A 26,581-nucleotide genomic window follows, 5' to 3' on the forward strand; every position below is an offset into this window, starting at 1 on the left:
AATGATCGAGAAGGTTGCTGACTGTTTATCCGAACGCGGTTTCAGCGACAACGTCCAACATGTTATCCATGAGCAATCCGCTTGCGGCAACGAGCGCGCCGTGGCGATAGTCGCCATTACTGGTGTCGGTAAGACCATAGGTGAGTGGCTTTCCGTCCGCGGCGACGACCCGGCCGCCGGCTTCCGATAGGATGAGATCGGCCGCTGCAAGATCCCAGTCATGCGAACTTGGCCGCACGAAGGTCCCCGCGATATCGCCGCGCGCCACCATGGCGATCCGATAGGCGAGCGAGGCAACGTAGGGCATGTGTTCGATGGAGGAGAGAAAGTGTTCCGGCAGCCGCTTGATGAAGGCCGAGGGACCGGCCACCTTATAGGGAAGGTGCTGGGCCTGGACATGGATGGCGGCGCCGTTCTGCGTCGCCCCGCCGCCTGGCGTCGCCATGATGATTTCGCTGCGGGCCGGGCAGTCGAGAACGCCGGCGACGGGCCTGCCGTCTTCGATGACGGCAACGCTGACACACCAGACGTCGGCACCTTCGATGAAGGCCCGTGTCCCATCGATCGGGTCGACGACGAAGAAGCGCTCTCGCGGGGAAGCGGCGCGTTCGTCCTGGGTTTCTTCGGATATCCAGCCGTAATCCGGGCGGGCCGTCAGCAGCATGTCCTTCAGATACTTGTCGGCGGCAAGATCGGCCTCGGTTACCGGCGAGTTGCCGGTTTTCATCCAGACCTGCGGCGCCTGCCGAAAGTAAGACAGAGCGATCCGGCCTGCGCCCTCGGCGGCCTGCCGGATCAGTTCCAGGTCTTCAAGATTGAGCTTACTTGCCGGCAAGTGTCATGCCTTCGATTACGAGTGTCGGGCTGGCAATGCCGAAATTGCGATCGATATCATTTGCCGCAGTGAGATTAAGAAACATTTCCTTGAGATTTGAGGCGATCGTCACTTCGCTGACCGGATAGGCGAGTTCGCCATTTTCGATCCAGAAGCCCGAAGCACCGCGGCTGTATTCGCCGGTGATCATGTCGACACCATGGCCGAACAGTTCGGTAACGTAAAAACCGGTACCAACATCGCGCATCAGGTCTTGCGGCGACTTTTCGCCGGGTTCGATGGAGAAGTTCGTCGAGGCGGGCGTGACTGTCGAGCCGGAACGCACGCCCCTGCCATTGGTGGCGAGGCCAAGTTCCTTTGCTGTCGAGGTCGACAGGAACCAGTGTTTCAGGACGCCATTCTCGATCATCGTCAAGGGAACGCCCTCGATGCCCTCGCCGTCAAACGGGCGCGAAGAAGAACCGCGCACCCGCAACGGGTCGTCCTTAACGTTGATCGCGTCGCTCAGGATCTTCTCGCCCATGCGATCCTTAAGGAAGCTCGTCTTGCGTGCTACCGACGCGCCATTGATGGCGCTGGCAATATGGCCGGCGATACCTCGGGCGACGCGCGGGTCGAAAACAACGCTTACACGGCCGGTTGCCGCCTGGCGCGCGCCAAGCCGCTTGACCGCACGCTCTCCGGCCGATCGCCCGATGGCGGCAGCGTCTTCAAGCGTGTCATAGAAAATGCGCGAGGAAAAATCATAATCCCGCTCCATGGCGGTACCGCTGCCGGCGATGGCGCTGACGGAGCGGGAAAAACGCGATCCCACATATTGTCCGGCAAATCCGCCTGATGTGACGAGCACGAGGCCGCCCATTCCAGCAGATGCGGAGCCTCCACCCGAATTGGTAACACCCTCGACGGCGAGCGCGGCCGCTTCGGCGGCAAGTGCTGCTTCGGTCAGTTGCGCGGCATCGACGACGGTCGGATCGTAAAGATCGAGATCGCGAATTTGGCGGGCAAGATTTTCAGGAGCGGCAAGACCCTCGAAGCTATCGTCCGGCGATACTTTCGCCATGGCAACGGCGCGTTCGGCCAAGGCCTTTGGCTCGGCTCCGCCGTTGGCAGATATGCTGGCGATCTTGCGACCGACGAAGACGCGCAGGGAAAACTCATCGCTCTCGGAAGATTCGGTCTCTTCGACCTTTCCGAGCCGTACGCTAACGCCCGCGGAACGCGAGCGGGCAACGACTGCGTCGGCCGCGTCGGCGCCTGCTTTTTTTGCAGCTTCGACGAGCGCGGTCGCTTTGTCTAGAAATTCACGGGAGTTCAAAGAGTCGCTCATTTTATACCTGATTATATGAATGATTAGGGTAATTTATCGTATGGTCGCATGCACCCTCCTATATGGTGCAAATTTGCGCCTATCAAGGCGGGCCGAACGAACAATCGGCATTGGCGGCCGTTGATTATTGTCATTCCGCGTCGCTATCGCCGCCACGATCGGCATAGGTGATAGCCGCGTCAACGGCGCGCTTCAACTCGTCCTTGATCCCCGCCGATTCCTCGAGCACCTGCTGGATTCGCAGAAAATCCAGAACGCCGAATCGTGCCACGCTCGGGCGCAGGAAGATTGCCGGAGCCTGCGTACGCAGGCGGGTCGCGATGATCGATTGCATCATTAATTGGCTGGCACCGAACATGGCCTCGATTGACGAGGGGGATCTGCCGATATCGCCTTCCGGTCCGCCGACGACATCGACGGCGATAACGAACCGCGCCTTGTCCATCAAATGATCGAAGGGAACGGGATTATAAATGCCGCCGTCGATCAGGATACGGTCGTCTCGTCGCACTGGCCGGAACAAGGCGGGGATCGCGGCGGAGGCGGCGACGGCATTATAAAGATCGCCCTCGGCCATCACGACCTCGCGCTGTCCGTAGAAATCGGTCGCGGTGACGCTGAGCGGGATCGCAAGTTCCTCGAATGTTTCGGGAATGCGGCCGGGAAGGAAATGCTTCAAAACCTTTTCGATGTTGAACTGGCCGAGACGAATGCCGCCGCCAAACATCTCGCCGAAGCTTGCCGGGCGCAGCTTCCACAGGCGCGCTGCAATCTCACCACGTTTGGAGAGGATCGCGACCGCGTATTCACGAATCTCGAGCCCGGACATGCCTGCCGCCATACCCGCGCCCATGATCGCTCCGATGGACGATCCTGAGATCGCGGCAGGTCTGATGCCAAGTTCGTCCAGGGCTTCAATGACGTTGATATGAGCGATGCCGCGCGCCCCGCCACCGCCGAACGCTACGGCAAAGGTCGGCTCGCGCGGGGTTTTACCTGCGCCTATCGACCCGTTTGCCTGATCAAGTTCGCGCGCGACCATCGGTCCTTTTCCTATGAAAGCGGTGGGCCGACGATCAGGATCGCCGGGTCCGTCAACAACAGTTTCCTGGCCGCAGCCTTTACCTCATCCAAGGTCACGGCATTGATGAGATCGGCACGCTTGTCGATGTAGTCGCGGCCTAGGTTCTCATCCTGCAGGCCAACCAGCGTGCTGGCGACCGCCGACGAGGAGTCGAGATTGTTCACCGCATAGGACCCAACGAGATATTTCTTGGCTTCTGCCAGTTCCTCCTCGGTTGGCCCGTCCTTGGCCATCTTTGCCACTTCTGCCTTGAGGATTTGCAGCGTTTCGCTGGCGCGATCGGCCCGCGTTGCGGTCGAGATCATCAAAGCCGCCATATGATCGCGGTTGGCGAGATTGGAACCGGCCGAATAGGCAAGTCCGCGCTTTTCCCGTACCTCATTATAGATGCGCGATGAAAACGTCCCGCCGCCCAGAATATGGTTCATGATGTAGGCGGCAAAGAAGTCCGGATCCTTGCGCCGGACACCCGGATAGACCATCGAAATGGAGGTCTGGGGCAGTGCATAATCGACCTGGGTGGTCTTGCCGAAGGCAAGTTTTGCATCGCTGACCGTCGCGAGCTGGGCTTTTTCGGGCAGATCGCCGAAGACCTTGTCGAGAAGCGGTTTTAGCTCCTCCGGGCTGATCGATCCGACGACGCCGACAATCAAATTATCCCGGGCGAAGTTCCGCTTGTGAAATGCAGCAAGGTCGTCGTGAGTGATGCTCATGAGACTTTGCTCCGTGCCTTCCGATTGACGGCCGTAGGGGTGGTCGCCGTAGAGTGCCTCGGCGAATTTGCGCCCGGCAATGGTGTTCGGATTGCGCTCCGAAGCCTTGATGCCGGCAATCACCTGCTGGCGAATGCGGTCGATGGGCGCCTGGTCGAAGCGCGGGTTGTTGACGGCCAGCGTCAGCAACTCGACGGCCTCATCGCGCTTGTCGGACAGCATGCGCATCGAGCCGGTGATACTGTCGTCATCGGCATTGAAACTCATCTCGGCACCGACATCGTCGAGCTTGTCCTGGAACGAATTGGAATCGAGATCGCCCGCGCCCTCGTCAAAAAGCCCGGTCATGAGGTTGGCAAGACCATCCTTGCCTTTCGGGTCCTGTGCGGAACCACCTTTGAAGGCAAAGCGCATGGACACAAGCGGCACGAAGTCATCCTGTACCAGCCAGGCGCGTATGCCCTTCGGCGAGACCACTTCCTGGATCTCGACCGCATAGCCCGGGACGACGGCAACGAGAAACAGCAGGAAAGTTGCAGCCAGCCGTCTCGTGATTGGGGTAACGGCGCGGATCATTGGAGGACTCCTTCGGCGGGCGCTTGCGGCTGTTCCTGTTCGGCTGTACCGGGCGCCGCCTCCCCATCGGCGGGCATGTCGGGCTTGCCGTCTTCGGGCATGAGGTAGCTGGTAACGGAACGGCCATCGACGAGATAGCGCTTGGCCACGGCCTGGATGTCCGCGACCTTCACAGCCTTTATGCGATCCGGCCATTCCTGGATATCCTTGATGGTCTGGCCGGTGGAAAGCGTCGAACCATAGATGCGCGCCATCCCCGCCTGGCTGTCCCGGGCAAAGATCATGCTTTTCAGGAAGCGATTGCGCGCCTTTTCGAGTTCATCCTCGGTGACGCCATCCTTGATGATACGGGCGATTTGCGCATCGATGCCGGCTTCGACATCGCTCAGGGTCGCATCCCCGCGCGGCGAGCCATAGACGCCGAAACTGCCGTCGTCGAGCGATCCGCCCTGATAGAAGGCGCCGGCGCTTGCTGCCGAACCATCCTTGACGACCAGGGCCTGATAAATCCGGCTGCGCGAAGACCCACCAAGGATTTCGCTCAGAAGGTCGAGAGCCTCCGCCTCGCCCGGCTTGGCGTTCGTATAGGAGGGTGCGAGCCACATCTTCTGGAAGCTCGGCTGTGACACGCGCGGGTCGGCAAGTGAAACCGTGCGTTTGGTATTCTGTTCCGGCTCCTGCGGCCGGTCGCGCTTGCCCGGCTCCGCCCGGCGCGGCACCTTGCCATAGGTCTTTTCCGCCAAGGCTTTGACGGTTGCGGGATCGACGTCGCCAGACACGACAAGGGTCGCATTGTTGGGCGTGTAATATTTCACGTAGAAGGCCAGCGCATCCTTGAGGTTCAGCTTTTCCATCTCATGCTGCCAGCCGATGACCGGCATGCGGTAAGGGCTGTTCTGGTAGAGCGTCGCGTTGACCTCTTCGGCAAGCAGCGCGCCGGGATTGCTGTCGGTGCGCGAACGGCGCTCCTCGAGCACGACGTCGCGCTCGGTTTTCACGACATCCTCATTGAGGATCAGGTTCTCCATGCGGTCCGCCTCATAGGTCATGACCATTTCGAGGGCCTGAGGCGACACCTGTTGGTAGAAGGCGGTGTAGTCATAGGAGGTGAAGGCATTTTCCTGCCCTCCGATCTCAGCGACCTTGCGCGAAAACTCGCCGGCCGGATAAGTCTTTGTCGCCTTGAACATCAGGTGTTCAAAAAAATGTGCAATGCCCGATTTTCCGGGTTCTTCGTCGGCCGAACCGACGTGGTACCACAGCATATGCGTGACGACCGGCGCCCGATGATCCGGGATAACCACGACTTCGAGCCCGTTGTCCAGATAGAATGACGAGACGAGGTCATCCTTGCTTTCAGCGGTCGCAGGCGTTTGCACGGCAGTTTCAGCCTGGGCAGGGGCATAAACGCCCGCGCCGGCGAGCGCGCCGGTTAAAACAAATGCCGCAAATATGCGGCGTATAGTCGGGATCATTGAAATCGGTCCAGTACTGTTGTTCAGGATTGCGATACAATCCCGCTGTTTACGTCTTCAATGTGACAAGCCGAATGATTGTTCCGCCATAGGGACGTTCCTCGACAACCGAAAAACGCGCATCGAGTTCAACGACAGCGTCGGCCTCCTCTTCGAGGACCAGCAGCGTGTCGCTTTTCAGCCAACCGCCATCAAGGGCCGACTTGAATGCCAGTTCGCCAAGGCCCTTCGAATAGGGCGGATCGGCGAATACCAGATCGAATGGCTCGATTGTGCCGGCATCACCGAGTTTGGTCGCATCGCGGCGGAAAATCTTGGTATTGCCGAGAAGGCCGAAGGCTTCGACGTTGGTGCGGATCAGTCCCCTACCCTCGGTCGATTCCTCGATGAATACGCCATACCGCGCGCCACGCGACATGGCTTCGAGGCCGAGAGCCCCGGTGCCGGCGAAAAGGTCGAGGACTCGCGTCGCCTCGAACTTTTCGGGATAGTTGTGCACCAGAATATTGAAGAGGCTTTCGCGCGTACGGTCGGTCGTCGGCCGGATCGCATTCGAAGCCGGCGTTGCGAGTGAACGTCCGCGAAATCTGCCGCCGACAACGCGCACGATCAGCCCCGCGGCTTGTTGCCACGCGGCGGACGCGAACCACCCGGACCGCCAGGCCCGCGACGCCCGCCGCCACCCGGTGCATCGCCGCGCGGCTTGCCTCCGCTGTAGGGACGATCGCCGGACTTTGCGGGGCCGCGTGCGGGCTTGCCGCTCGCGCCATAGGGCCGATCGGCGCGGGCGGGCCGCTCCGACTGGAATGACTGGTCGCCGCGCTGCTCGCGCTCTTTCATCTCGGCGCGTTCGCGCTTGCCGGCACGGGGCGGCCGCGCCGGGCGTTCGCCCTCGGTCCGGCCCGCACCGAATGCGCGCTTTGGCTTCTCCACGACCTGATCGTCATTGGCAAATGGCCGGGGCGAATATGGCCGGCGCTTTTCCTCGCCGCCCGGTCGGCTGCCGAACGAGCGTTCTTCGCGCGGGCGATCGCTGCGTGCGCGCGGCGCGCCTTCATTCGAACGCTGGGGCCTGTCGCTGCGGCTTTCGCCGCGCTTCTCTTCCGTTCGTGCCTTGGGCTTGCCGAGCGGGCGCGCACCGGGCGCCATCCAGACGTTGGCGGTGCGTCCGGAACGCGCCGGGATTTCTTCCTCTTTAGCGCCACGGCCGGGCTTCGGCCCTGCTGCACGCGGCGGGCGCGGCTTGCGGTCTTCGTCGCGCGGGGGGCGGGCCGGCCGCTCGCTGCGATCGGTCGTCAGGCGGGACAAGGACTCCTCGCGCTTTTCGTCGGCAGTCTTGCGCGGCGGCCGCCGTTTAGCGACTGGCGCGCTCGATATCCACTCGGAAGAGCCGCGCGTCGGGCGCTCGCGCACATCGCTCACGGGCTGCGCCAATTCACCCTTCACCGCTTCATTGGAGAAAACGTTGATGATCGGCGCATCGAAATCGGCGCCGGATTCCTCGATCAGCCGTTCACCGAGCTGATCGCGCAGCGTGCGGCCGTTCATCTCTCGCACAGCGCCTTCCGGAAGGTCGCCAAGCTGGAACGGGCCATAGGAAATGCGGATAAGCCGGTTTACCGACAGACCGAGGGCACCGAGCACGTTCTTGACTTCGCGGTTCTTGCCTTCGCGCAGCCCGACCATGATCCACACGTTCGAGCCCTGTTCGCGTTCAAGCGTTGCTTCGATCGCGCCATAGAAAACGCCATCGACGGCAATTCCGTCCTTCAGGCCGTCGAGCTTTGCCTGCGTGATCGAGCCGTGGGCGCGCACGCGGTAGCGGCGCAGCCAGCCGGTCGACGGCAATTCGAGCGCACGCGACAGACCGCCATCATTGGTCAGCAGCAGCAGCCCTTCGGTATTGATATCGAGACGGCCAACGGAAAGAACGCGCGGCATATCTTTCGGCAGCGATTCAAAGACGGTCTGGCGACCTTCCGGATCGCGATTGGTCGTAACCAGGCCGGCAGGCTTGTGGTAGAGCCAGAGGCGCGTCCGCTCCTTTTCCGGCAGCGGCTTGCCGTCCACTTCAATGCGGTCGCTGCGCTTTACATTGATCGCGGGGCTGTCGAGACGCCGTCCGTTGACGGATACGCGGCCCGCGGCAATCATCGTTTCGGCTTCGCGGCGCGAGGCTATGCCGGCACGCGCCAAGCGCTTGGCGATACGCTCGCCCTCTTCTGCTACTGCGGCCGCATCGTCGAATTTGCGCGGCGCGGGGCGCCCGCCACGGGCTGAACCCGCGGGCTTCTTGTCGAAGCTGCGCTTTGCAAAGGGGCGTTTGCCGCCCTTGTCATTGTCATTTGAACTTGTCATGGAGTTAAGCCTTTCAGCAGGGCTCACTACCAGCTATGAGGTTGGCTTGCGAGCAAATTCTGGATTGCGGGGCGGCGTGACGCAAAAAACTGACCCGATGGGCCTGGCACTCACCGAAGCGAAAAGCGCCGAGATGCGCGGCGAAGTTCCTATCGGCGCGGTCATCGTCAAGGATGGCGCGATCCTCGCAAGCGCCGGCAATCGCACGCGCGAGCTCAACGATCCGACAGCACATGCAGAGATGCTGGTCATCCGCGAGGCCTGCCGCGCCTTGAGCAACGAACGGCTCACGGGCTGCGATCTCTATGTGACACTGGAACCGTGCACGATGTGTGCGGCGGCTGTTTCCTTCGCCCGCATCAGGCGCCTTTACTATGGGGCGCAGGACATCAAGGGCGGCGGTGTCGAAAATGGCGCACGGTTCTATGCGCAGCCGACCTGCCTCCATGTTCCCGAAGTCTATCCAGGTTTCCGGGAACAGGAGGCCGAAGACATGCTGAAGGCGTTCTTCCGCACCAGGCGGCTCTAGCCTAATTCGCGGGCAGCCTGATCCTTGCCGAAAAATCCGGCGCACTATCGGCGGCCATGGCGCGCTGATTGATCGACGCTTCGCGGGTGACTTGGTCCAACGGCTTGGAATGATCGATCGCGCCAACGTCATAAAGGTACCCCGGCAGATAACCGGAAAAGACAATGCGATAGTCGAGAGGAATTCCCGGCGCGATCGCCCGTGCCATGCTGAAGATCACCGTCGTGCAATTGGCGGTGATCGTATTGTAAAATTTCGCCGTCGTCGCCAGATGGTTGGCGCTGTCGAGGTAGGACAGGAACAGCGCCTGGCGCGTTTCCGGACTGAGGTTGACCTGGTAGCGGTAGACGTCTTCCTTGCGCACATTGGTGCGCAGGCGAATGATGTCACGCTCGTCCGCTGCAATCATCGCCAGCTCGAACTGCTTGAAGAAGCCGCCGATCTCCGAGAACTCCTCATGGCGCTCCTTGCGGATTTCGGCCGAGAACACCACGTGCTCGCCATTGTTGAAACCGAAGCTCACCAAAGTGTGGGCGATCGCCGGGTTCGACCAATAGGAAAGAAAAATATCGACGGTCGCAAGATCGTCCAGCGCATAGGTGCGCACCTCCCAGCGCGGCGTGTAGTCGGTCGTGGTGCGCCATTCGAAGTTGCGCACATTTGAAAGCGTCACATAATTGCCGGTGAGCGTGCCCGTCACCGTCTGGGCAACATCATCCGCCCAGATCCGGGTGAGCGACGGCTTGATCGTACCCCACCAGTAGCCGAGCCCGATCATGATCGGGATCAAGACGATGAGCGCGCGCCAGACACGGCCCTTGAATTCCAGCCAGAGTACGGCGAAGGCGATTGTCACCCACAGGATCAGGCAGCCGATGGTCGCTGCAATACCAAGGGGCAGTTGATACCAGAGGGCCAGCCCGCCCCAGAGAAATGCCAGAAATGTCAGGAGGATGAGAAGGACTAACCCAAGAAATCGCAGGATGAACAATTGTTACGGTCCTCGACTGGAGAGGCGATGGATCCCTTATAAACGAAAACGGCGGATCGAAGCATCCACCGTTTCAGCAAACTATTGCAGCAGTATGAACGTTTTTCGGCACAGGACCGCGTGCGAACGCATCAGTTCCAGGGGATGAGGTTGCTCCAGCTGAAGCCCTTGCTCTTGCGGGCCGCGGCCTTGCGCTCGCGCTCTTTCTTGGCCTCGTCTTCGCCGAGCTGATCGGCGGCGGCTGTCGCGGCGGGCTGACGGTATTCCAGCGGCGGTTCGCTCAGATAGCGGCGGTTCGTCGGCGATCCGGCAGTCGACGCCATCTTGCGGGCGCGGAAATCTGCACCGACATCGGTCTTGTTGCCCTGGTTGGCCGGGACCTTGTCGTTGAAGAACCCGTATTCGGTCCTGTTGCTCGCAGACTTGGACGTGACCGGATCGGGCGCGACTTCCGGCACGAACTCGGCGTTGTTCTGGTTGGCGGTCGCAGTGTCGCGGATACGCTTGCGCCGCTGCTCAGGCGATTCCGGCCAGGCCGGATTTCCGGCAGTCTCGACCGCATCCTGCGGGGCGGGCAATTGCATTGGCTTGCCGGTCGCCGGGCGAACGAGTTCCGGACGCGGATTGTAGGCAATCTGGTTGCTCTTCTTGGGACCCAAGGCGGCCATGTTGGCGACGTCATCAAGCAGCTGGGTGCCGGCGGACTTGTCCGTACCATAGGTGGGTGACGAGACGCAGCCGCCAAGCGCAAGCGCGCCGACCATTGCACCAAGAACCGTTATGCGTCCGTTCAAATTCATCCTTGCAACTTTCCAGAGATAAGCCGGGCAGCATATCTGCCAATCAATTTTGCTTGATCAATGCCCTGCCTTAGAAATCAGGCAGTTCAATGGCAGCCTTTTATATGAGACCGGTTGTATTTAGCAAGCCAACAGGAATCTCAAGCAAATCAATGGCGGGGAGAACTTGTCTCCCCGCCATCCTATACATCAGGCAACGAGCTTTCCGAGCCGGGCCAATTCGTGCAGCGCCGCCGCGTCGCGGGCCGAAACGTCGGGATAGGCCGAATCGGAACCGACATCATGGGTATAGCGCCATGACCGCGCGCATTTGGTGCCCGTCGCGCGCTCAGGGACAACTGCGACGCCCTTGACGTCATCGGTGACAAACGCATCGGCAGGTCCGGCTTCACCCTTGATCGTGATCGCGCTGGTGATGCAGATCTCGGCCATGTCGATATCCTTGACCGCCGCCAGCAGTTCCTCGTCGGCGATATAGACGACGGGCGCGGCTTCAAGCGACGAGCCGATCCGCTTGTCGGCGCGTTCGAGTTCGAGCGCACCCGTGACGACGCGGCGCACATCCTTGACCTTGCGCCATTTGGCGGCAAGCTCGTCATTTCTCCATTCGGCCGGCGTCGGGCGGAACTGTTCCATATGCACCGAAACGGCATCCTTGTGCAGGTCGAGCCAGGCCTCCTCCATGGTGAAAGGCAGCATTGGGGCGAGCCAAGTGACGATGCGGTCGAAAAGGTGCCTCACGACCTGCAGCGCTGCCTTGCGGCGGACGCTTGAGGGCGCGTCGCAATAGAGCGCGTCCTTGCGGATATCGAAATAGAAGGCCGACAGTTCCACGTTCATGAAATCGATAAGCGCGCGGGTGATGCGCTTGAACTCGAAACCGTCATAGCCGGCACGCACAACCTCATCGAGTTCGGCAAGACGGTGCAACATCAGCTTCTCGAGTTCCGGCATATCGGCATAGGGAACCTCATCGCCCTCATCATGAGCCAGGGTACCCAGCATCCAGCGGATCGTGTTGCGCAACTTGCGATAGGCGTCGATGTTGGTCTGGATGATGTTCTTGCCGAGACGCTGATCCTCCCAATAGTCGGTCGTCATGACCCAAAGGCGCAGAATGTCGGCGCCCGAATCCTTGATCACGTCCTGCGGCGTGACCGTATTGCCGAGGGACTTCGACATCTTGCGGCCTTCCTCGTCCATGGTGAAGCCATGGGTGACGAGCGTATTGTAAGGCGCACGGCCGCGCGTGCCGCAGCTTTCGAGCAGCGAAGAGTGGAACCAGCCGCGGTGCTGATCCGAACCTTCGAGATAGACGTCGGCAGGCCATTTCAAATCGGGGCGATCTTCAAGCGTGAAGACATGGGTGGAACCCGAGTCGAACCAGACATCGAGAATGTCGGTCACCTGCGTCCACGGCTCGTTGGCCTTTTCGCCGAGGAATCGCTCGCGCGCGCCTTTGGCAAACCAGGCATCAGCGCCCTCGTCCTCGAACGCGGCAAGAATACGGGCATTGACGGCCTCATCCTTGAGGACATTGCCATTATCGTCGGCAAAGACGCAGATCGGGACGCCCCAGGCGCGCTGGCGCGACAGGACCCAATCGGGTCGATCCTCGATCATGGCGCGCAGGCGGTTCTGACCGCCTGCCGGAACGAAGCGCGTCTCGTCGATTGCCGCAAGCGCGCGCGAGCGCAGGGTCGTGTGGTCGCCGAGGTCCTTGTCCATGTAGACGAACCATTGCGGCGTGTTGCGGAAGATCACCGGCTTCTTCGAGCGCCAGGAGTGCGGATAGCTGTGCTTGAGCCGGCCGCGCGCAAAAAGTGCGTCGCGCGCGATGAGTTCTTCGATGACTGCCTTGTTGGCGTCGCCCTTCTTGCCGTTGTCGTCAATGACGCGGGCAGCACCGCCTTCGCGGTCGGGACCGAAACCCGGCGCATCCTTGGTATAGTAGCCTGCGTCGTCGACGGTGAACGGGATCACCGACGAGATCCCGCGCGCTTCGAGATCGCGACCGGCGTCCATCCAGGCATCAAAGTCCTCGCGCCCATGGCTCGGCGCCGTGTGCACGAAGCCTGTACCCGCATCATCGGTGACGTGGTCGCCAGGTAACAAGGGCACGGCGAAATCATAACCACCGCTAAAACCACGGAGCGGATGGGCAAGCGTCATTGCCGCAAGTTCATCCGCCGTAACCGTGCGCAGCCGCTTGAAGGTCAGTTTGGCTTTCGCAGCCGATTCTTCGGCGAGCGCATCGGCAAAGATCAGCTTTTCGCCGGGACGCGGGCCAAAATCATTTTCCGCCGTCTCGACCTCGAAAAGACCGTAGGCGACACGCGGCGAATAGGCGACGGCGCGGTTGCCGGGGATCGTCCAGGGCGTCGTCGTCCAGATGACGACATGCGCCGAAGCAAGGTCGTCGCGGCCGCCTGCGACCGGGAATTTCGCCCAGATCATATCGCTCTCGATATCCTGGTATTCGACCTCGGCCTCCGCGAGCGCGGTGCGCTCGACCACCGACCACATGACCGGCTTGGAACCACGGTAGAGCTGGCCCGACATGGCGAACTTCAACAACTCGCCGGCTATGCGGCTTTCCGCATGGAAGGCCATCGTCGTATAGGGATTGTCGAAATCGCCTTCGATGCCGAGCCGCTTGAATTCGCCGGACTGCACCTTGATCCAGTGCGTTGCGAACTCGCGGCATTCCTGGCGGAATTCGTTGATCGGCACATCGTCCTTGTTCTTGCCCTTGGCGCGATATTGTTCCTCGATCTTCCATTCGATCGGCAGGCCGTGGCAGTCCCATCCTGGAACGTAATTGGAATCGAAACCGCGCATCTGGAACGAGCGGGTGATGACATCCTTGAGGATCTTGTTGAGCGCGTGGCCGATATGGATATTGCCGTTGGCGTAGGGCGGGCCATCGTGCAGGACATAGCGCGGGCGATCCTTCGCGTCTTCGCGCAGCTTCCGGTAAAGATCGAGATCCTGCCAGCGCTTGACGAATTCCGGTTCCTTGGCGGGCAGGCCCGCGCGCATCGGGAAATCCGTTTGCGGCAGATAAAGTGTCTTCGAATAATCGAGTATCGTGGCGGTGTCGGTCATTTTTCCAGCTTGTACAAGGGCCCGCGCGTGATCGCCGCAGGCAGGGATTTCATGAAAAACATTGAAGCGCAACGGCGCTATCCCGGACCTTCCGCACCACGAAGCTCACGCTTCAGGTCCGCGGGAAGGCCGGGCCAGTAATTCGTATCGTCTGAACAGGTATGGACCTTGCGCAGGACCGGCGATCGCTTTTCATGACCGCGCTTTTAGCAATCACCGCCCGCAGAATAAAGAGGCATGCGCGATTATCTTCGCGGATGCTCGCGCAATGTTAAAGCTTAAAGTCGAAGCGATAGGTTGCCTGCAGGCCGAAGGTCGCCTGATTTTCCGAGCCACGTTGCTTGACGATGCTGGAATCGGCCGCCGGGCCCATCAAGCGGTTATATTCGGCATAGGCGCTGGTGGTGATCTTGTCGGTCGTCTGCCAGGTGATCTGGCCGCCGAAGCCGAGCGAGTTCAGGCCGCCGCCCGGCGAATACTGTCGAAGGCCGGATGCAGCGGATTCGCTGGCGTTTACGCCGTAATATTCCCTGAAATAGTCCTTGGTCGCCACCGTTGCACGGGGACCGGCTGAAACGCGGACCGTGTCCGTCAGGTTCTTGAAGGCGTCAATGGCGAAATCGGCGACGACACCGTCATGCGCGCCGATACCGCGGCGGACCTCAACGCGGCCACGAACGTTCTCGGTCGGATAGAATTCCGCGAAACCGCCAAGTTCGACGCCCCAATCGACATCGTTGAGACCCTTGAGTTCATCGTAGTCGCTGGAATCGCGACCGGTAATGAGCTTGCCGGTAATGCCGGCGCGGAACACACCCGTGTCGATAAAGCCAAGCGACGGATTGTCGTTGAGCGAAGAAAACTTGAGCGAACTGCCGGGACGGCCGATCGAGATGACCGGCGCGGCCCGGAGCTTGTAATTTTTCGCACCTTCATAGTCGGGAGCGACGAAACCCTTGGCACCGAGCGTGATGTACCAGTCGCCGGACCACCAATGGTCGCCGCGCGAGCTCTGGGTCTGGTTGTCGGAATAATATTCATCGGCAAAAGCTGGTGCTGCAACGGAAAGGACTATCGCGCTCGCGAGAGCGCTAACAAGGCGAATAGACATGAAATAACTCCGGGCCTGTCTGGGGGGTGGCAAGCGTACGCGTCAAAACTAATCGAGTGATAGATAAAATTGCATTGAGCAACGTGGTAAACAATTTACCACACTGGCGTCAACTGAATGGAAAAGCAAGAAATGCCTCCGACGCCTCGGATTTCTCCGAGAGGGCAGCAAGTGCCGGATATTCGCCGGCCGCGATCACGTCCGGCAGCATCTCACGGGTAAACCGATAGGCAACGGCGCTGGTAATATCGGCCTGGAGCGGCCGATCTGCGAAGATCCATGGGTCCGCCTGCTGCACTTCGGCTTCGAGCAAACGATACGCATCGGCAAGCTGGCCATGCACGCGATCGAGCCAGGGCTGATGCCGCTTTTCCGAAGGGCGCAGGTCATGCTCATAGACGATCTGGACGCTCTTTTCGCAGGCGGCGAGCGCGAGGCCGATGATCCGCTGCGAGCGCGTAAAATGCGTGATTTCCGCCGGTGTCAGCCCCAACGCGGGTTCTGCAATGCGTTCGGCATATTCGAGGATCAGGCACGAATCCATCAGGACGACGCCTTCATCCGTCACGAGCGACGGTGCTTTCACGACCGGATTGATCTTCGAAAAGGCCTCGAAGGTTCGGAAAACCGACAGGGACTCATGGGAAAATGGCAGGTTCAGCATTCTCAGTGAAATTGCCACCCGCCGCACATAGGGCGAATCCAGCATGCCGATCAGTCTCATTTCACCACTCCCGTTATTGTGAAATCATGGGCAAAGCGCCCATCTTCCTCAGTCGAAATTGATCCTCTGGTCCAGCGGCGACAGCGGCTTGACACCTTGAAGCAGCGCCCGCGCCTCCTCTTCGTCGCGCCGAATCTGCTGCATCATCGGCTCGAGACCGTCAAATTTTTCCTCGCCGCGCAGATAGCCGAAGAAAGAGACGGCGCAGGTTTCGCCGTAAAGATCGTCGCTGAAGTCGAACACATAGGTTTCAAGCAGCGGCTCGCCATCCGTATCGACGGTCGGCCTGCGGCCGAAGCTGGCGACGCCGTCAAGAAGAGTACCGTCCGCGCGGCGGAAGCGCACCGCATAAATTCCGTGCTTCAAATGGGTCTCGGGCGGAAGCACCATGTTGGCGGTTGGAAAACCGATTGTGCGCCCAAGCTGCTTGCCGCCGACGACCGTGGCGCGAATGCGGTGCCGGTAGCCAAGGAGCCCGGCCGCCTCAACTACCTCACCTGCGCCAAACAGATCGCGAATGCGGCTTGAGGAGATCGCATGGCCGCCCTCGTCACGGAAGGCATCGACAAGCGTGACGTGGAAGCCACGTTCTTCGCCCGCTGCCATTAGGAACGCCGGGCCACCCTGACGGCCCTTGCCGAAATGAAAATCGAAACCGGCAACGATACGGGTTGCGCCAAGGCCATCAACGAGAATGCGGTCCACAAAGACATCCGCCGTCAATTGCGAGAATTCGCGGGTAAAATTGCATTCGACCACAGCATCGAATCCCAGCGCTTCGAGGATCGATGCCTTCTCGGCGGCGGGTGTCAGCCGGTCCACCGGCTGGTCCGGCACGAAAACGCTGCGCGGGTGCGGCTCGAAGGTCAATACCAGCGATGGCTTGCCCTCGGCACGTGCGGTCTCCAGCGCCCGGCCCAGAACGGCCTGGTGCCCACGGTGCACGCCGTCGAAATTGCCGATGGCGACAATGGCGCCCTTCAGTTCATCGGGCAAATGGGACGGATCGTTCAGACGCAGGATCGGCATATCTTTGTCTCACGCCAGGGCGGGCATCGTCGCAACGGGGTTGCTTCCGTGCTTTGCGAGGAACGCCAGAAGCTTCTCAAGGTCGTGGACACCGCCCATCACATAATCGCCGGCATGAATACCGCCGGAGATATAGAGGGCATCTATGCCGAAAAGATCGGCGCCCTTTATATCCGTCAGCATGCCGTCGCCGATGGCAAGAACCCGCGAACGTTCGACCGGGGTGCCGCGCACGTCTTGCGCCGCGGCAACCGCCGCCTCGTAGATCGGGCGATGCGGCTTTCCTGCGATGAGCGTGCGGCCGCCAAGCTGCCCGTAATCGCGGGCAAGCGCCCCGGCGCACCAGATGAGGCGATCGCCGCGCTCGACGACGATATCCGGATTGGCGCAGATGAACGGCAGGTTGCGCGAGCGGAACCGCACCAGCATGTCGGCATAGTCTTCCGGCGTTTCCGTATCGTCATCGAAGAAACCCGTGCAGACGACGACATCGGCTTCGCGCTCCTCGACCAGTTCCACGTCGAGGCCGTCATAGAGGGTTTCGTCGCGCTCCGGCCCGAGATGAAACACACGGCGCGGCGCGTTGCGGATCAATTCGCGCGTAACATCGCCCGATGTGACGATCCGGTCATAGGCCGATTCTGGCACGCCAAGCGCATGGATCTGCTCGGCAACGCCAGCAAAGGGACGCGGCGCATTGGTGATGAGAACCACCGTCAGGCCGGCCTGCCGGGCCCTTCGCAAGGCGGCCGAGGCGGGTGCGAAGGAATCGACGCCATTGTGCAGGACGCCCCAGACATCACATAGCAGCACGTCGTAGCGATCCATCAATGCATCGAGGCGCTGCAAATGTATCATGTCGGTCATGCCGGTCCCTTCAGGCAAAATACTATGCGACGAGAGTCTTGAGACTGTCTCGATTAGCGGATCGTGCCTGACCTGTCACGCCGGTTATGTTTGAAAAAGCTCACGTTGTGTCGTTCGTGGTTTCGGCCGGGCACTATCTGCGATTGACACGACCATTGCCTTCGCCTATCAAACACATGAATACGTATTGATATGTTTGCTTAAGGTTCGATGATGTCACACGATCACGCCGGCCACGATCACACGCCGAAAGTCACTGCGGACAATGAAATGAAAACGCTGATCGCATTCGCAATCACGTTCGCGTTCATGATCGTCGAGGTGATAGGCGGCTTCATGTCGGGCTCGCTCGCCTTGATTGCCGATGCCGGCCATATGCTGACCGATGCCGGCGCTCTGGCACTCGCCTATTTTGCCTTCCGTTTCGGCCGGCGTGCTGCCGATGAAAAGCGCACTTTCGGCTATTTGCGCTTCGAGGTCATTGCCGGGTTGATCAACGCCGTTGCCTTGTTCGCCATTCTCTTCTGGATCGCGTATGAGGCAATCGATCGCTTCCGCAATCCCGGCGAAGTCCTGGCCGGCCCCATGCTGATTGTCGCCACCATCGGCCTCATCGTGAACATGCTCGTTTTCTGGATCCTGACACGCGGCGGCGATACCGAGCATGTCAACATCAAGGGTGCGGTCCTGCATGTACTCGGCGATCTCCTGGGTTCCGTCGGCACGATCGTCGCCGCCATCGTCATCTATTATACAGACTGGACGCCAATCGACCCGATCCTCTCCGTCTTCGTCTGCCTGCTGATCCTGCGCAGCGCCTGGGCGCTCCTGCGCAACTCGTTGCATATCCTGCTCGAAGGCGCGCCCGACAATGCCGCACCTGAAGCCATCGAGCAGTATCTGAAGCAGACGGTTCCGGGACTTGCCGCCGTCCGCCATGTGCACGTCTGGATGATTACCTCGGGCAAGCCGCTGGCAACGCTGCATGTGCGCCCTGCTCCGGATACCAATCCGCGGCTTCTGGTCAAACAGATCGAAGCCGAACTCATGAAGAAGTTCGAGATATCGCACGCAACGATTGCCATCGACTGGCCGGAGGATACAGCGACGGACGATTGCTGCCTTGGCGATGATCTCCAGCAAGGGCACGAACACGACCATTCCGGCCATGCCCACGACGAGGCGGATCATGATCACAGTGGTCATGATCATGCCGCGCACGAACACGGACATGAGGGACACAAACATTGAGCTCAACCCCTCCTCTCCCCCCTGAGCTTACAGTTCTCGCCGAAACCTTTCGTCTCCTTGGTGATCCGACGCGGCTGCGCATACTCCTGTTCTGCCTCGAAGCGCCGCGCTCAGTCGGAGATATCGCCGCGAGCCTCGACCTATCGCAATCGCTGGTCAGCCATCATCTGCGGCTCTTGCGCGGCGCCCGGCTCGTGCGCGGCAACCGGCAGGCAAAACAGATCTTCTACGAACTGGCCGACAAGCACGTCAGCGACATGCTCGTCGACATGACGCATCACGTGGACGAAGAAAGCGCTGAGGATTGACGCGGTTTGGGGCGCGTATTTCCGCCCGACCCACGCACGCTGACTTGCAGCATTGTGTGAATTCCGGCGTCACGTCATGCGCATTTCACATGAATATGCCATAAAGCGGTTTGTAGATGGGCCCGGCATCCAAGCATCGCCTCTCCAGGCCATTTTAAATGATGCTTTCCCTTGACTCTTCAAACCGATCCCACTATCTCCGGCCGCAGTTAGCACTCACCCCAAGCGAGTGCTAATACCGCGAATGGCGCTGCCATTCGCGTCATCGTTTTGACACCAACATCAAGGGTTCTAACCATGGCCAAGACCAAGTTCCGCCCGCTTCATGACCGCGTCGTCGTACGCCGCGTCGAATCCGAAGCAAAGACCGCTGGCGGCATCATCATTCCGGATACTGCCAAGGAAAAGCCGCAGGAAGGCGAAGTCATCGCCGTAGGCACCGGCGCTCGTGACGAAGCCGGCAAGCTCGTACCGCTCGATGTCAAGGCAGGCGATCTGATCCTGTTCGGCAAGTGGTCGGGTACGGAAGTAAAGATCGGCGGCGAAGACCTGCTGATCATGAAGGAATCCGACATTCTGGGCATCCTCGGCTAATCGCCGCGCATCCCGCAATCAACGAATTTAGATCAAACCGGGTTTAATCCCAGGAGAGATAAAATGGCAGCCAAAGAAGTAAAATTCAGCCGTGATGCGCGCGAGCGCATGCTGCGCGGTGTCAACATCCTTGCCGATGCAGTAAAGGTAACGCTCGGCCCGAAGGGTCGTAACGTTGTCATCGACAAGTCCTTCGGCGCTCCGCGCATCACCAAGGACGGTGTCACCGTTGCCAAGGAAATCGAACTCGAAGACAAGTTCGAAAACATGGGCGCGCAGATGGTCCGTGAAGTCGCTTCGAAGACGAACGACATTGCCGGCGACGGCACCACGACCGCTACCGTTCTCGCCCAGGCCATCGTTCAGGAAGGCGGCAAGGCCGTTGCAGCCGGCATGAACCCGATGGATCTGAAGCGCGGCATCGACCTTGCTGTTGCCGAAGTCGTCAAGGACCTCGTCAAGAAGGCCAAGAAGATCAAGACCTCGGAAGAAGTTGCCCAGGTCGGCACGATCTCTGCCAATGGCGAATCCGAAATCGGTGAAATGATCGCCAAGGCGATGCAGAAGGTCGGCAACGAAGGTGTCATCACCGTCGAGGAAGCCAAGACCGCCGAGACCGAACTCGAAGTCGTCGAAGGCATGCAGTTCGACCGCGGCTACCTTTCGCCGTACTTCGTCACCAACCCGGAAAAGATGGTTGCTGACCTCGAGGACGCATACATCCTTCTCCACGAGAAGAAGCTCTCGAACCTCCAGGCTCTCCTGCCGGTTCTCGAAGCTGTCGTCCAGACCTCGAAGCCCCTCGTCATCATCTCCGAAGACGTCGAAGGCGAAGCCCTTGCAACGCTCGTCGTGAACAAGCTGCGCGGCGGCCTGAAGATTGCTGCTGTCAAGGCTCCTGGCTTCGGCGATCGCCGCAAGGCCATGCTCGAAGACATCGCGATCCTCACCGGTGGTCAGGTTATTTCCGAAGACCTCGGCATCAAGCTCGAAAGCGTTACGCTCGACATGCTCGGCCGCGCCAAGAAGGTGTCGATCACCAAGGAAAACACCACGATCGTCGACGGCAATGGCAAGAAGGGCGAAATCAACGCTCGCGTTGGCCAGATCAAGCAGCAGATCGAAGAGACCACTTCCGACTATGACCGCGAGAAGCTGCAGGAACGCCTTGCCAAGCTCGCTGGCGGCGTTGCCGTCATCCGCGTCGGCGGTGCGACGGAAGTCGAAGTGAAGGAAAAGAAGGACCGCGTCGACGACGCCCTCAATGCAACCCGTGCGGCTGTTGAAGAAGGCATCGTTCCTGGCGGCGGCGTCGCCCTGCTTCGCGCTTCGGCTGCTCTTACGATCAAGGGCGCCAATGCCGATCAGGACGCTGGCATCAACATCGTTCGCCGTGCTCTGCAGGCTCCTGCCCGCCAGATCGCAACGAACGCAGGCGATGAAGCTTCGATCGTTGTCGGCAAGATCCTTGAGAACAAGAAGGACACCTACGGCTACAACGCGGCCAATGGCGAGTATGGCGATCTGATCACGCTCGGTATCGTCGATCCGGTCAAGGTCGTTCGCACCGCTCTCCAGGACGCAGCTTCGGTTGCTGGCCTTCTCGTCACCACCGAAGCCATGATTGCTGAAGCGCCGAAGAAAGACTCGGCTGCTCCGGCAATGCCGGGCGGCGGCATGGGCGGCATGGGCGGCATGGACTTCTAAGAAGTCCTCATCCAGCGACATACGGAAAAGGCGGGTTTCGACCCGCCTTTTTGTTTTGATTTGCGTGTTCTTCAACTTCTGCTCGCGCGGCTCGTTCGTCCGCCGCACTTGTGGCACAGCGATTTTTACTCAAGTTTCAAGACGCCGAGAGAATCCTTCTATCGGGGCAGTGCCACCTAATGCGCGTTGAACTTTTCTTCACTCAGCCGCCTGGGAGAAGATCTGCTTTGGCTCCGAACCTTCATGAATGGCATCGAACCGCGCGCGTGCTTCGGCGACCCGCTGTTCGTTGCGGATCGCCCAGTCGCCAAGCGCGCGGACAGGCACCAGAAGGTCGCGGCCGAGATCGGTAAGTTCGTAGTCGACGCGTGGCGGGATCGTCGGGTAAACCGTACGGGTCACGAAACCATCGCGCTCGAGTCCGCGCAGCGTGCTCGTCAGCATCTTTTGCGAGATACCATTGATGGTCCGCTTCAACTCATTGAAGCGCATCGATTTATTGCCGAGATAATTGACGACGAGAACCGTCCATTTATCGCCGACGCGCGCCAGAATGTGATTAACCGCAGTGCATGCCGAGGTTACCTGAAAGTGATCTGGTTTCACAAAAGTGCCTCCTTGCGGGGGTTTCGAACAGTCACTTATATAGCGCCGGGCACTATTAGTTACCATCCCCCCAAGACGAAGGAATTTTTATGTCAAAAGCCAAGATCGCCGTTATTGTCGGCAGCACCCGTATCGGCCGTTTCGCCGAATTTCCCGCCAAATGGATTGCCGACGTCGCTGCACAGCGCGGAGATGTCGAGGTCCAAATTATCGATCTGCTTGACTATCCCATGAATTTCTTCGGCGAAGAACGCACCAGCGACGCCCAGAACGAGACCGCCGAACGCTGGAAGAAGAAGCTGCGCGAATTCGATGGCTATGTTTTCACGGTCGCCGAATACAACCACGGCCCGACGGCTGTCCTTAAGAACGCCATCGACCTTGGCGATTTCATCCAGAAGCCGGTCGCCTTTGTCGGTTATGGTGGCGTGGGCGGCGCGCGCGCCATCGAGCATCTGCGCCTCATCTTCGTCGAAATGGGATCGGCTTCGGTAAAGACCGGCGTTCACATCGCCTATTCCGAGTATCTGAGCGCCGTCAAGGGCGAGAAGAAGCTCGGCGACTACCCGCATCTCAATGAAGCAGCCACCAGCCAGCTCGACCAGCTCGTCTGGTGGGCCAACGCCTTGAAGACCGCTCGCGCGGCCTGATCGCTGGGCTGGGCGGTCGAAACGCGATCGCCCAGCCGGCAAATCCGGAGGATCATCGTCATGGCGTCGCTCGTTCTGATCAGCCATCTGCTGTGCCCGTATGTCCAGCGTGCTGCAATCGCGCTCGCTGAAAAGGGCGTGCCCTTTGAAAAGATCTATATCGACCTTGCAGCGAAACCCGATTGGTTCCTGAAGATATCGCCGCTCGGCAAGGTGCCGCTCCTGCGCGTCCCCCAGGCGGATGGCGGCGAGGCGATTCTCTTCGAGAGTTCTGTCATTGCTGAATATATCGACGAATCGCAGCCGGGGCCGAAACTTCATCCCGACGACGCGCTGACGCGGGCACGCCACCGCGGCTGGATGGAATTTGGTTCATCGATCCTTTCCGACCTCTGGGCGCTGGAGACAACGAAGGATGCTGCGGTTTTCGAAGAGAAGCGCAATGCGATCACTGAAAAGTTCGGCCGCGTCGAAGAAGTTCTTGGCGACGGTCCCTTCTTTGCGGGTGCTGGCTTCAGCCTCGTCGATGCGGTTTACGCCCCGATTTTCCGCTACTTCGATACATTCGACGCGATCGTGGAACTCGGCATTTTCACCGACTACCCGAAGGTGCGGGCATGGCGCGCAGCCCTCGCAGCGCGTCCAAGCGTTCGCGAGGCGGTAACGCCGGAATATTCGCAGCTGCTGCACGCCTTCCTGCAAAAATATGAAGCGTACATGCTGACGCTGGCGCGCTGAACGGTCGGCTATTTATCCGACCAGACGGCAAGCTCATATCCGTCCGGGTCGGCGAAGTGAAAGCGTCGGCCTCCGGGAAAGGTAAATACCGGCTTGGTGATCTTGCCACCAGCCTGTTCGACCTGTTTGAGTGTGCCTTGAAGATCATCGGCGAAAAGGATGATCAGCGCGCCGCCGGGGCGCGGTTTGCCTTCAGTGGTGAAGCCGCCCTTGAGATGGCCGTCGGAAAACTCGCAATAGCTCGGACCATAGTCCGTGAATGTCCATCCGAACGCGTCGCCATAGAAGCTGCGCGCCGCGCCAATATCGGTGACATTGAATTCGACATAGTCGATACATTTGTCTTTGCCTGAACTTGCCATCGTCCTCATCCTATAAGTTGCGCTTCGAGCAGGTCCTTCAGCGCTTGAAGATCACGCTTGACCCAGGCCGCATCTGCGTTGAATTTTTCGTCATCCATGCCCGGCACGCGAAAAAGCGTAAATATGAGTTCGCTCTCGTCGCCGTTGGGCACCACCCGCATGGGGATATAGACCTCGTCCCCGGTCTCCATAACCACCCAATGATCGAGAACCCCGACTTCGTTCTTCGGCGCAAAGCGCAATCGAAGTTTGCCCGCCGGCCCATCGGCCAGCCATTCATCACCGGATTTCTGCAAGGCCGATGTCAGGCCGGAGGCCCATTGCGGCAGATTTTCCGCAACGCTGACGTAGTCATAAACCTCCTGCCAATTGCGTCCGATTGAAATCTGAAGGGTCCTTGCTTCATGTGTAGCCATGGTTGTCCTCCCACATCGCGTACGGCAAGCTTATGCGCCTAACGACTTTCTGTCTTGAACAAAACGGCCACTTATGCCGCGAGATGCTGCAGGAGCGCCGAGGGCGAAAGACCTGACAGGGATTTTGCCTCGCGGCTCAAATGTGCCTGATCGGCATAGTTAGCATCGAACGCCAGAGCACCAATGCCGCTTCCCGGATCGCGTCGGCCGAGCTTCAGGAATTTCTGGAAACGCAGGATGCGCTCCAGCTTCTTTGGCCCGTATCCGAAATTGTGCAGGAAATGCCGGCGCAAGGTGCGCTCGCTCACGTTAAGCATTGTCGCCAATTCGGCAATCGCCACAATATCTTTCGAGCGCTTGAGCGTGTCGAAGGCGGCAATCATGGCCCTGTCGGGCGATGCAATTGATGGAGCGATGTCCGACAAGGCAGACTGGAGCCGTTCCGTCGCGTCCCCGATGGTTTTCGCTACGACAAGTTTTTCGGCGAGAGCCTCGGCGCGCGCGCCCCAAAGTTCGGACAAGTCGACACGCTGATTGACGAGTTCGGACATTGGAATGCCAAGCCATTTGCTTGCAGCGCCTGGCGCAAAGCGGATGCCGACAATATTGGCCAGGGAACCATCGACGATATGTGGGGCCGTGTCGGGACCTGCAATCGTCAGTCTGCCTTCCGACCACAATATGTCGACGCAACCGTCGGGAAAGACCGCCACGGGCGCCGCCAATTCGCCGATACCCTCGTGGTTCCACGCGCAGAGGAAATGCGGCCGCAACGCCGCCGTCGGCGAAAACTCGCGGTAGCCCGGCTGAATGCGCGGGGATGGATTCGTTGCCTGCCTGTCTCACGCCGCCGCATCGCCAATGTTGATTGATCATAAGCGCTTAATCGATTTTATCCGAAAGCCGGGCGAAATCCAGACCAACATTCCATCGCCAAACCTTGCCTCTCGGGGAGCTTCGCAGTAGTGCTCTTGCCAACTCCCACCAGGAAAATGACACGATGAGTTCTACCCGTACGGAAACAGATACTTTTGGCCCAATCGACGTTGCAGCCGACAGGTATTGGGGCGCGCAGACGGAACGTTCGCTGCACAATTTCAAGATCGGTGGCGAAAGAATGCCCATTCCGCTGGTGCGGGCGCTCGGTATCGTCAAGCGCGCAGCCGCCGAAACCAATCTCTCTCTCGGGAAGATCGATGAAGTCATCGGCCGCGCGATCACCGTTGCCGCAGAGGAAGTCATCGAAGGCAAGCTCGACGATCATTTCCCGCTCGTCGTTTGGCAGACCGGCTCGGGCACGCAGTCGAACATGAATGCTAATGAGGTCATTTCCAACCGCGCCATCGAAATGCTCGGCGGCACAATGGGATCGAAGAAGCCGGTCCATCCGAACGACCACGTCAATATGAGCCAGTCGTCGAACGATACTTTCCCGACGGCAATTCATATCGCGACCGCAATTGAAGCCACGCATCGGCTGTTTCCGGCGCTCACCCACTTGACGGAGGCGGTACTCAAGAAGGAAAAGGCCTTCGCCGACATCATCAAGATCGGACGCACCCACACGCAGGATGCGACACCTGTCACCCTCGGGCAGGAGTTCTCCGGTTATCGCGCCGCACTCGAGTATGCGCGCAAGCGCATCGAGCAGAGCCTTGCCGATATTTTCCTTCTTGCCCAGGGCGGTACCGCGGTCGGAACGGGACTGAACGCCCCGGTGGGATTTGATACGGCTTTCGCCGAGGCCGTATCGGACATTACCGGCCTGCCGTTCAAGACGGCACCGAACAAGTTCGAAGCACTGGCGAGCCATGGCGCTCTTACGAACTTCCACGGCAGCCTCAATTCCCTGGCGACCGATCTCTTCAAGATGGCCAACGACATTCGCTTCCTCGGCTCGGGCCCACGTTCGGGCCTCGGCGAACTGAAGCTTCCGGAAAATGAACCGGGTTCATCGATCATGCCGGGCAAGGTCAATCCGACCCAGGCCGAAGCCCTGACCATGGTTGCGACGCAAGTGTTCGGCAACAATACCTCGGTTACCATCGCAGCCAGCCAGGGCCATTTTGAGCTCAACGTCTACAAGCCCGTAGTGGCGCTCAACGTGCTCCAGTCGATCCGCATTCTCTCCGACGCCATGGTATCCTTCGCAGATAATTGCGTGGACGGCATCGAGGCCGACGAGGTTCGGATCAAGGATCTGCTCGATCGTTCGCTCATGCTGGTTACGGCGCTTGCCCCTGCCATTGGTTATGACAATGCAGCCAAGATCGCAAAGACAGCCCACAAGAACGGAACGACGTTGCGCGAAGAAGCACTCGCCAGCGGCGTCTCGGCCGAGGACTATGATCGCCTCGTGCGTCCCGAACGAATGATATCGCCGGAGTAACCCCGGAAAATCATTCTATTGTGAACAATC

26 protein-coding genes are annotated in these 26,581 nt (G+C 59.8%); 8 read left to right on the forward strand and 18 right to left on the reverse strand.

Annotated elements, in window-relative coordinates; genetic code table 11:
- Positions 1–25: 25 nt before the first annotated feature.
- From HQ945_RS04210 to HQ945_RS04240, 7 genes are all read right to left on the reverse strand, one after another.
- Positions 26–835, reverse strand: coding sequence for a 3'(2'),5'-bisphosphate nucleotidase CysQ (locus tag HQ945_RS04210; RefSeq protein ID WP_027230191.1), 810 nt, complete (start codon positions 833–835; stop codon positions 26–28).
- Complete coding sequence (locus HQ945_RS04215) at positions 822–2,165, reverse strand: TldD/PmbA family protein (protein WP_113281838.1); 1,344 nt, start codon at positions 2,163–2,165, stop codon at positions 822–824. Before HQ945_RS04215 ends, HQ945_RS04210 begins: the two co-directional genes overlap by 14 nt.
- Positions 2,166–2,295: 130 nt before the next feature.
- The gene (locus tag HQ945_RS04220) at positions 2,296–3,207 is read right to left on the reverse strand and encodes a patatin-like phospholipase family protein (RefSeq protein ID WP_091919600.1); all 912 of its coding nucleotides are present in this window, start codon (positions 3,205–3,207) and stop codon (positions 2,296–2,298) included.
- 11 nt (positions 3,208–3,218) lie between these two features.
- Positions 3,219–4,538 carry a M16 family metallopeptidase gene (locus tag HQ945_RS04225; RefSeq protein ID WP_113281839.1) on the reverse strand — a complete coding sequence of 440 codons (1,320 nt, stop codon included), beginning with the start codon at positions 4,536–4,538 and terminating at the stop codon, positions 3,219–3,221.
- Positions 4,535–6,013: a M16 family metallopeptidase gene (locus HQ945_RS04230; RefSeq protein ID WP_113281840.1), complete on the reverse strand. Its 1,479-nt coding sequence runs from the start codon at positions 6,011–6,013 to the stop codon at positions 4,535–4,537. The genes HQ945_RS04225 and HQ945_RS04230 overlap by 4 nt, the downstream gene beginning before the upstream one ends.
- Positions 6,014–6,062: 49 nt before the next feature.
- Positions 6,063–6,620 (reverse strand): 16S rRNA (guanine(966)-N(2))-methyltransferase RsmD, encoded by a 558-nt coding sequence (gene rsmD, locus HQ945_RS04235; RefSeq protein ID WP_091919605.1) that lies wholly within the window; start codon positions 6,618–6,620, stop codon positions 6,063–6,065.
- A 2-nt stretch (positions 6,621–6,622) separates the two neighbouring features.
- Positions 6,623–8,371: a pseudouridine synthase gene (locus tag HQ945_RS04240; protein WP_113281841.1), complete on the reverse strand. Its 1,749-nt coding sequence runs from the start codon at positions 8,369–8,371 to the stop codon at positions 6,623–6,625.
- A gap of 97 nt (positions 8,372–8,468) precedes the next feature.
- On the opposite strand from HQ945_RS04240, the gene HQ945_RS04245 reads away from it, so the two are divergent.
- Complete coding sequence (locus HQ945_RS04245; RefSeq protein WP_113281842.1) at positions 8,469–8,900, forward strand: nucleoside deaminase; 432 nt, start codon at positions 8,469–8,471, stop codon at positions 8,898–8,900.
- Between the two features lies 1 nt (position 8,901).
- Here HQ945_RS04245 and HQ945_RS04250 read toward each other — a convergent pair whose 3' ends face one another.
- The 7 genes from HQ945_RS04250 to HQ945_RS04280 all read right to left on the reverse strand — a co-directional run bounded on the left by HQ945_RS04250 (position 8,902) and on the right by HQ945_RS04280 (position 17,521).
- Positions 8,902–9,891, reverse strand: coding sequence for an Lnb N-terminal periplasmic domain-containing protein (locus tag HQ945_RS04250; RefSeq protein ID WP_246272504.1), 990 nt, complete (start codon positions 9,889–9,891; stop codon positions 8,902–8,904).
- Between the two features lie 131 nt (positions 9,892–10,022).
- Complete coding sequence (locus tag HQ945_RS04255) at positions 10,023–10,691, reverse strand: hypothetical protein (protein WP_027230200.1); 669 nt, start codon at positions 10,689–10,691, stop codon at positions 10,023–10,025.
- A gap of 189 nt (positions 10,692–10,880) precedes the next feature.
- Positions 10,881–13,799, reverse strand: coding sequence for an isoleucine--tRNA ligase (gene ileS, locus HQ945_RS04260; RefSeq protein WP_174207682.1), 2,919 nt, complete (start codon positions 13,797–13,799; stop codon positions 10,881–10,883).
- A gap of 271 nt (positions 13,800–14,070) precedes the next feature.
- Positions 14,071–14,910 carry a MipA/OmpV family protein gene (locus tag HQ945_RS04265; protein ID WP_113281844.1) on the reverse strand — a complete coding sequence of 280 codons (840 nt, stop codon included), beginning with the start codon at positions 14,908–14,910 and terminating at the stop codon, positions 14,071–14,073.
- 109 nt (positions 14,911–15,019) lie between these two features.
- Positions 15,020–15,634, reverse strand: coding sequence for a glutathione S-transferase (locus tag HQ945_RS04270; RefSeq protein ID WP_113281845.1), 615 nt, complete (start codon positions 15,632–15,634; stop codon positions 15,020–15,022).
- A gap of 48 nt (positions 15,635–15,682) precedes the next feature.
- Positions 15,683–16,663: a bifunctional riboflavin kinase/FAD synthetase gene (locus HQ945_RS04275; RefSeq protein WP_027230204.1), complete on the reverse strand. Its 981-nt coding sequence runs from the start codon at positions 16,661–16,663 to the stop codon at positions 15,683–15,685.
- 9 nt (positions 16,664–16,672) lie between these two features.
- On the reverse strand, positions 16,673–17,521 hold the full coding sequence (locus HQ945_RS04280) for a TIGR01459 family HAD-type hydrolase (protein WP_113281882.1): 849 nt from the start codon (positions 17,519–17,521) through the stop codon (positions 16,673–16,675).
- 279 nt (positions 17,522–17,800) lie between these two features.
- Here HQ945_RS04280 and HQ945_RS04285 point away from each other — a divergent pair, with 279 nt between their 5' ends.
- From HQ945_RS04285 to groL, 4 genes are all read left to right on the forward strand, one after another.
- Entirely contained in the window at positions 17,801–18,781 is a 981-nt protein-coding gene (locus tag HQ945_RS04285; protein WP_425500618.1) for a cation diffusion facilitator family transporter, read from the forward strand.
- Complete coding sequence (locus HQ945_RS04290; RefSeq protein ID WP_113281846.1) at positions 18,778–19,089, forward strand: ArsR/SmtB family transcription factor; 312 nt, start codon at positions 18,778–18,780, stop codon at positions 19,087–19,089. The genes HQ945_RS04285 and HQ945_RS04290 overlap by 4 nt, the downstream gene beginning before the upstream one ends.
- Before the next feature lie 297 nt (positions 19,090–19,386).
- A complete protein-coding gene (gene groES, locus HQ945_RS04295) occupies positions 19,387–19,683 on the forward strand; it encodes a co-chaperone GroES (RefSeq protein ID WP_027230208.1) in 297 nt (98 codons plus the stop codon).
- 63 nt (positions 19,684–19,746) lie between these two features.
- A complete protein-coding gene (groL, locus tag HQ945_RS04300) occupies positions 19,747–21,390 on the forward strand; it encodes a chaperonin GroEL (protein WP_027230209.1) in 1,644 nt (547 codons plus the stop codon).
- 198 nt (positions 21,391–21,588) lie between these two features.
- On the opposite strand, the gene HQ945_RS04305 is transcribed toward groL, so the two are convergent.
- On the reverse strand, positions 21,589–21,996 hold the full coding sequence (locus HQ945_RS04305) for a winged helix-turn-helix transcriptional regulator (protein WP_228019132.1): 408 nt from the start codon (positions 21,994–21,996) through the stop codon (positions 21,589–21,591).
- A gap of 89 nt (positions 21,997–22,085) precedes the next feature.
- Here HQ945_RS04305 and HQ945_RS04310 point away from each other — a divergent pair, with 89 nt between their 5' ends.
- Both HQ945_RS04310 and HQ945_RS04315 read left to right on the forward strand, forming a co-directional pair.
- A complete protein-coding gene (locus HQ945_RS04310) occupies positions 22,086–22,646 on the forward strand; it encodes an NADPH-dependent FMN reductase (protein WP_091919621.1) in 561 nt (186 codons plus the stop codon).
- A 60-nt stretch (positions 22,647–22,706) separates the two neighbouring features.
- A complete protein-coding gene (locus HQ945_RS04315) occupies positions 22,707–23,384 on the forward strand; it encodes a glutathione S-transferase family protein (protein ID WP_174207683.1) in 678 nt (225 codons plus the stop codon).
- An 8-nt stretch (positions 23,385–23,392) separates the two neighbouring features.
- On the opposite strand, the gene HQ945_RS04320 is transcribed toward HQ945_RS04315, so the two are convergent.
- The 3 genes from HQ945_RS04320 to HQ945_RS23080 all read right to left on the reverse strand — a co-directional run bounded on the left by HQ945_RS04320 (position 23,393) and on the right by HQ945_RS23080 (position 24,974).
- Positions 23,393–23,746: a VOC family protein gene (locus HQ945_RS04320; protein WP_174207684.1), complete on the reverse strand. Its 354-nt coding sequence runs from the start codon at positions 23,744–23,746 to the stop codon at positions 23,393–23,395.
- Between the two features lie 5 nt (positions 23,747–23,751).
- Positions 23,752–24,162 carry an SRPBCC family protein gene (locus tag HQ945_RS04325; RefSeq protein ID WP_174207685.1) on the reverse strand — a complete coding sequence of 137 codons (411 nt, stop codon included), beginning with the start codon at positions 24,160–24,162 and terminating at the stop codon, positions 23,752–23,754.
- A gap of 71 nt (positions 24,163–24,233) precedes the next feature.
- Positions 24,234–24,974 carry an AraC family transcriptional regulator gene (locus HQ945_RS23080; RefSeq protein ID WP_343051188.1) on the reverse strand — a complete coding sequence of 247 codons (741 nt, stop codon included), beginning with the start codon at positions 24,972–24,974 and terminating at the stop codon, positions 24,234–24,236.
- Between the two features lie 188 nt (positions 24,975–25,162).
- Between HQ945_RS23080 and fumC the strand changes: the two genes are divergently transcribed.
- Positions 25,163–26,551: a class II fumarate hydratase gene (gene fumC, locus HQ945_RS04335; protein ID WP_027230216.1), complete on the forward strand. Its 1,389-nt coding sequence runs from the start codon at positions 25,163–25,165 to the stop codon at positions 26,549–26,551.
- Positions 26,552–26,581: the final 30 nt, after the last annotated feature.

The organism is Phyllobacterium pellucidum, from assembly GCF_013327855.1.
Taxonomy (GTDB): Bacteria; Pseudomonadota; Alphaproteobacteria; order Rhizobiales; family Rhizobiaceae; genus Phyllobacterium; species Phyllobacterium pellucidum.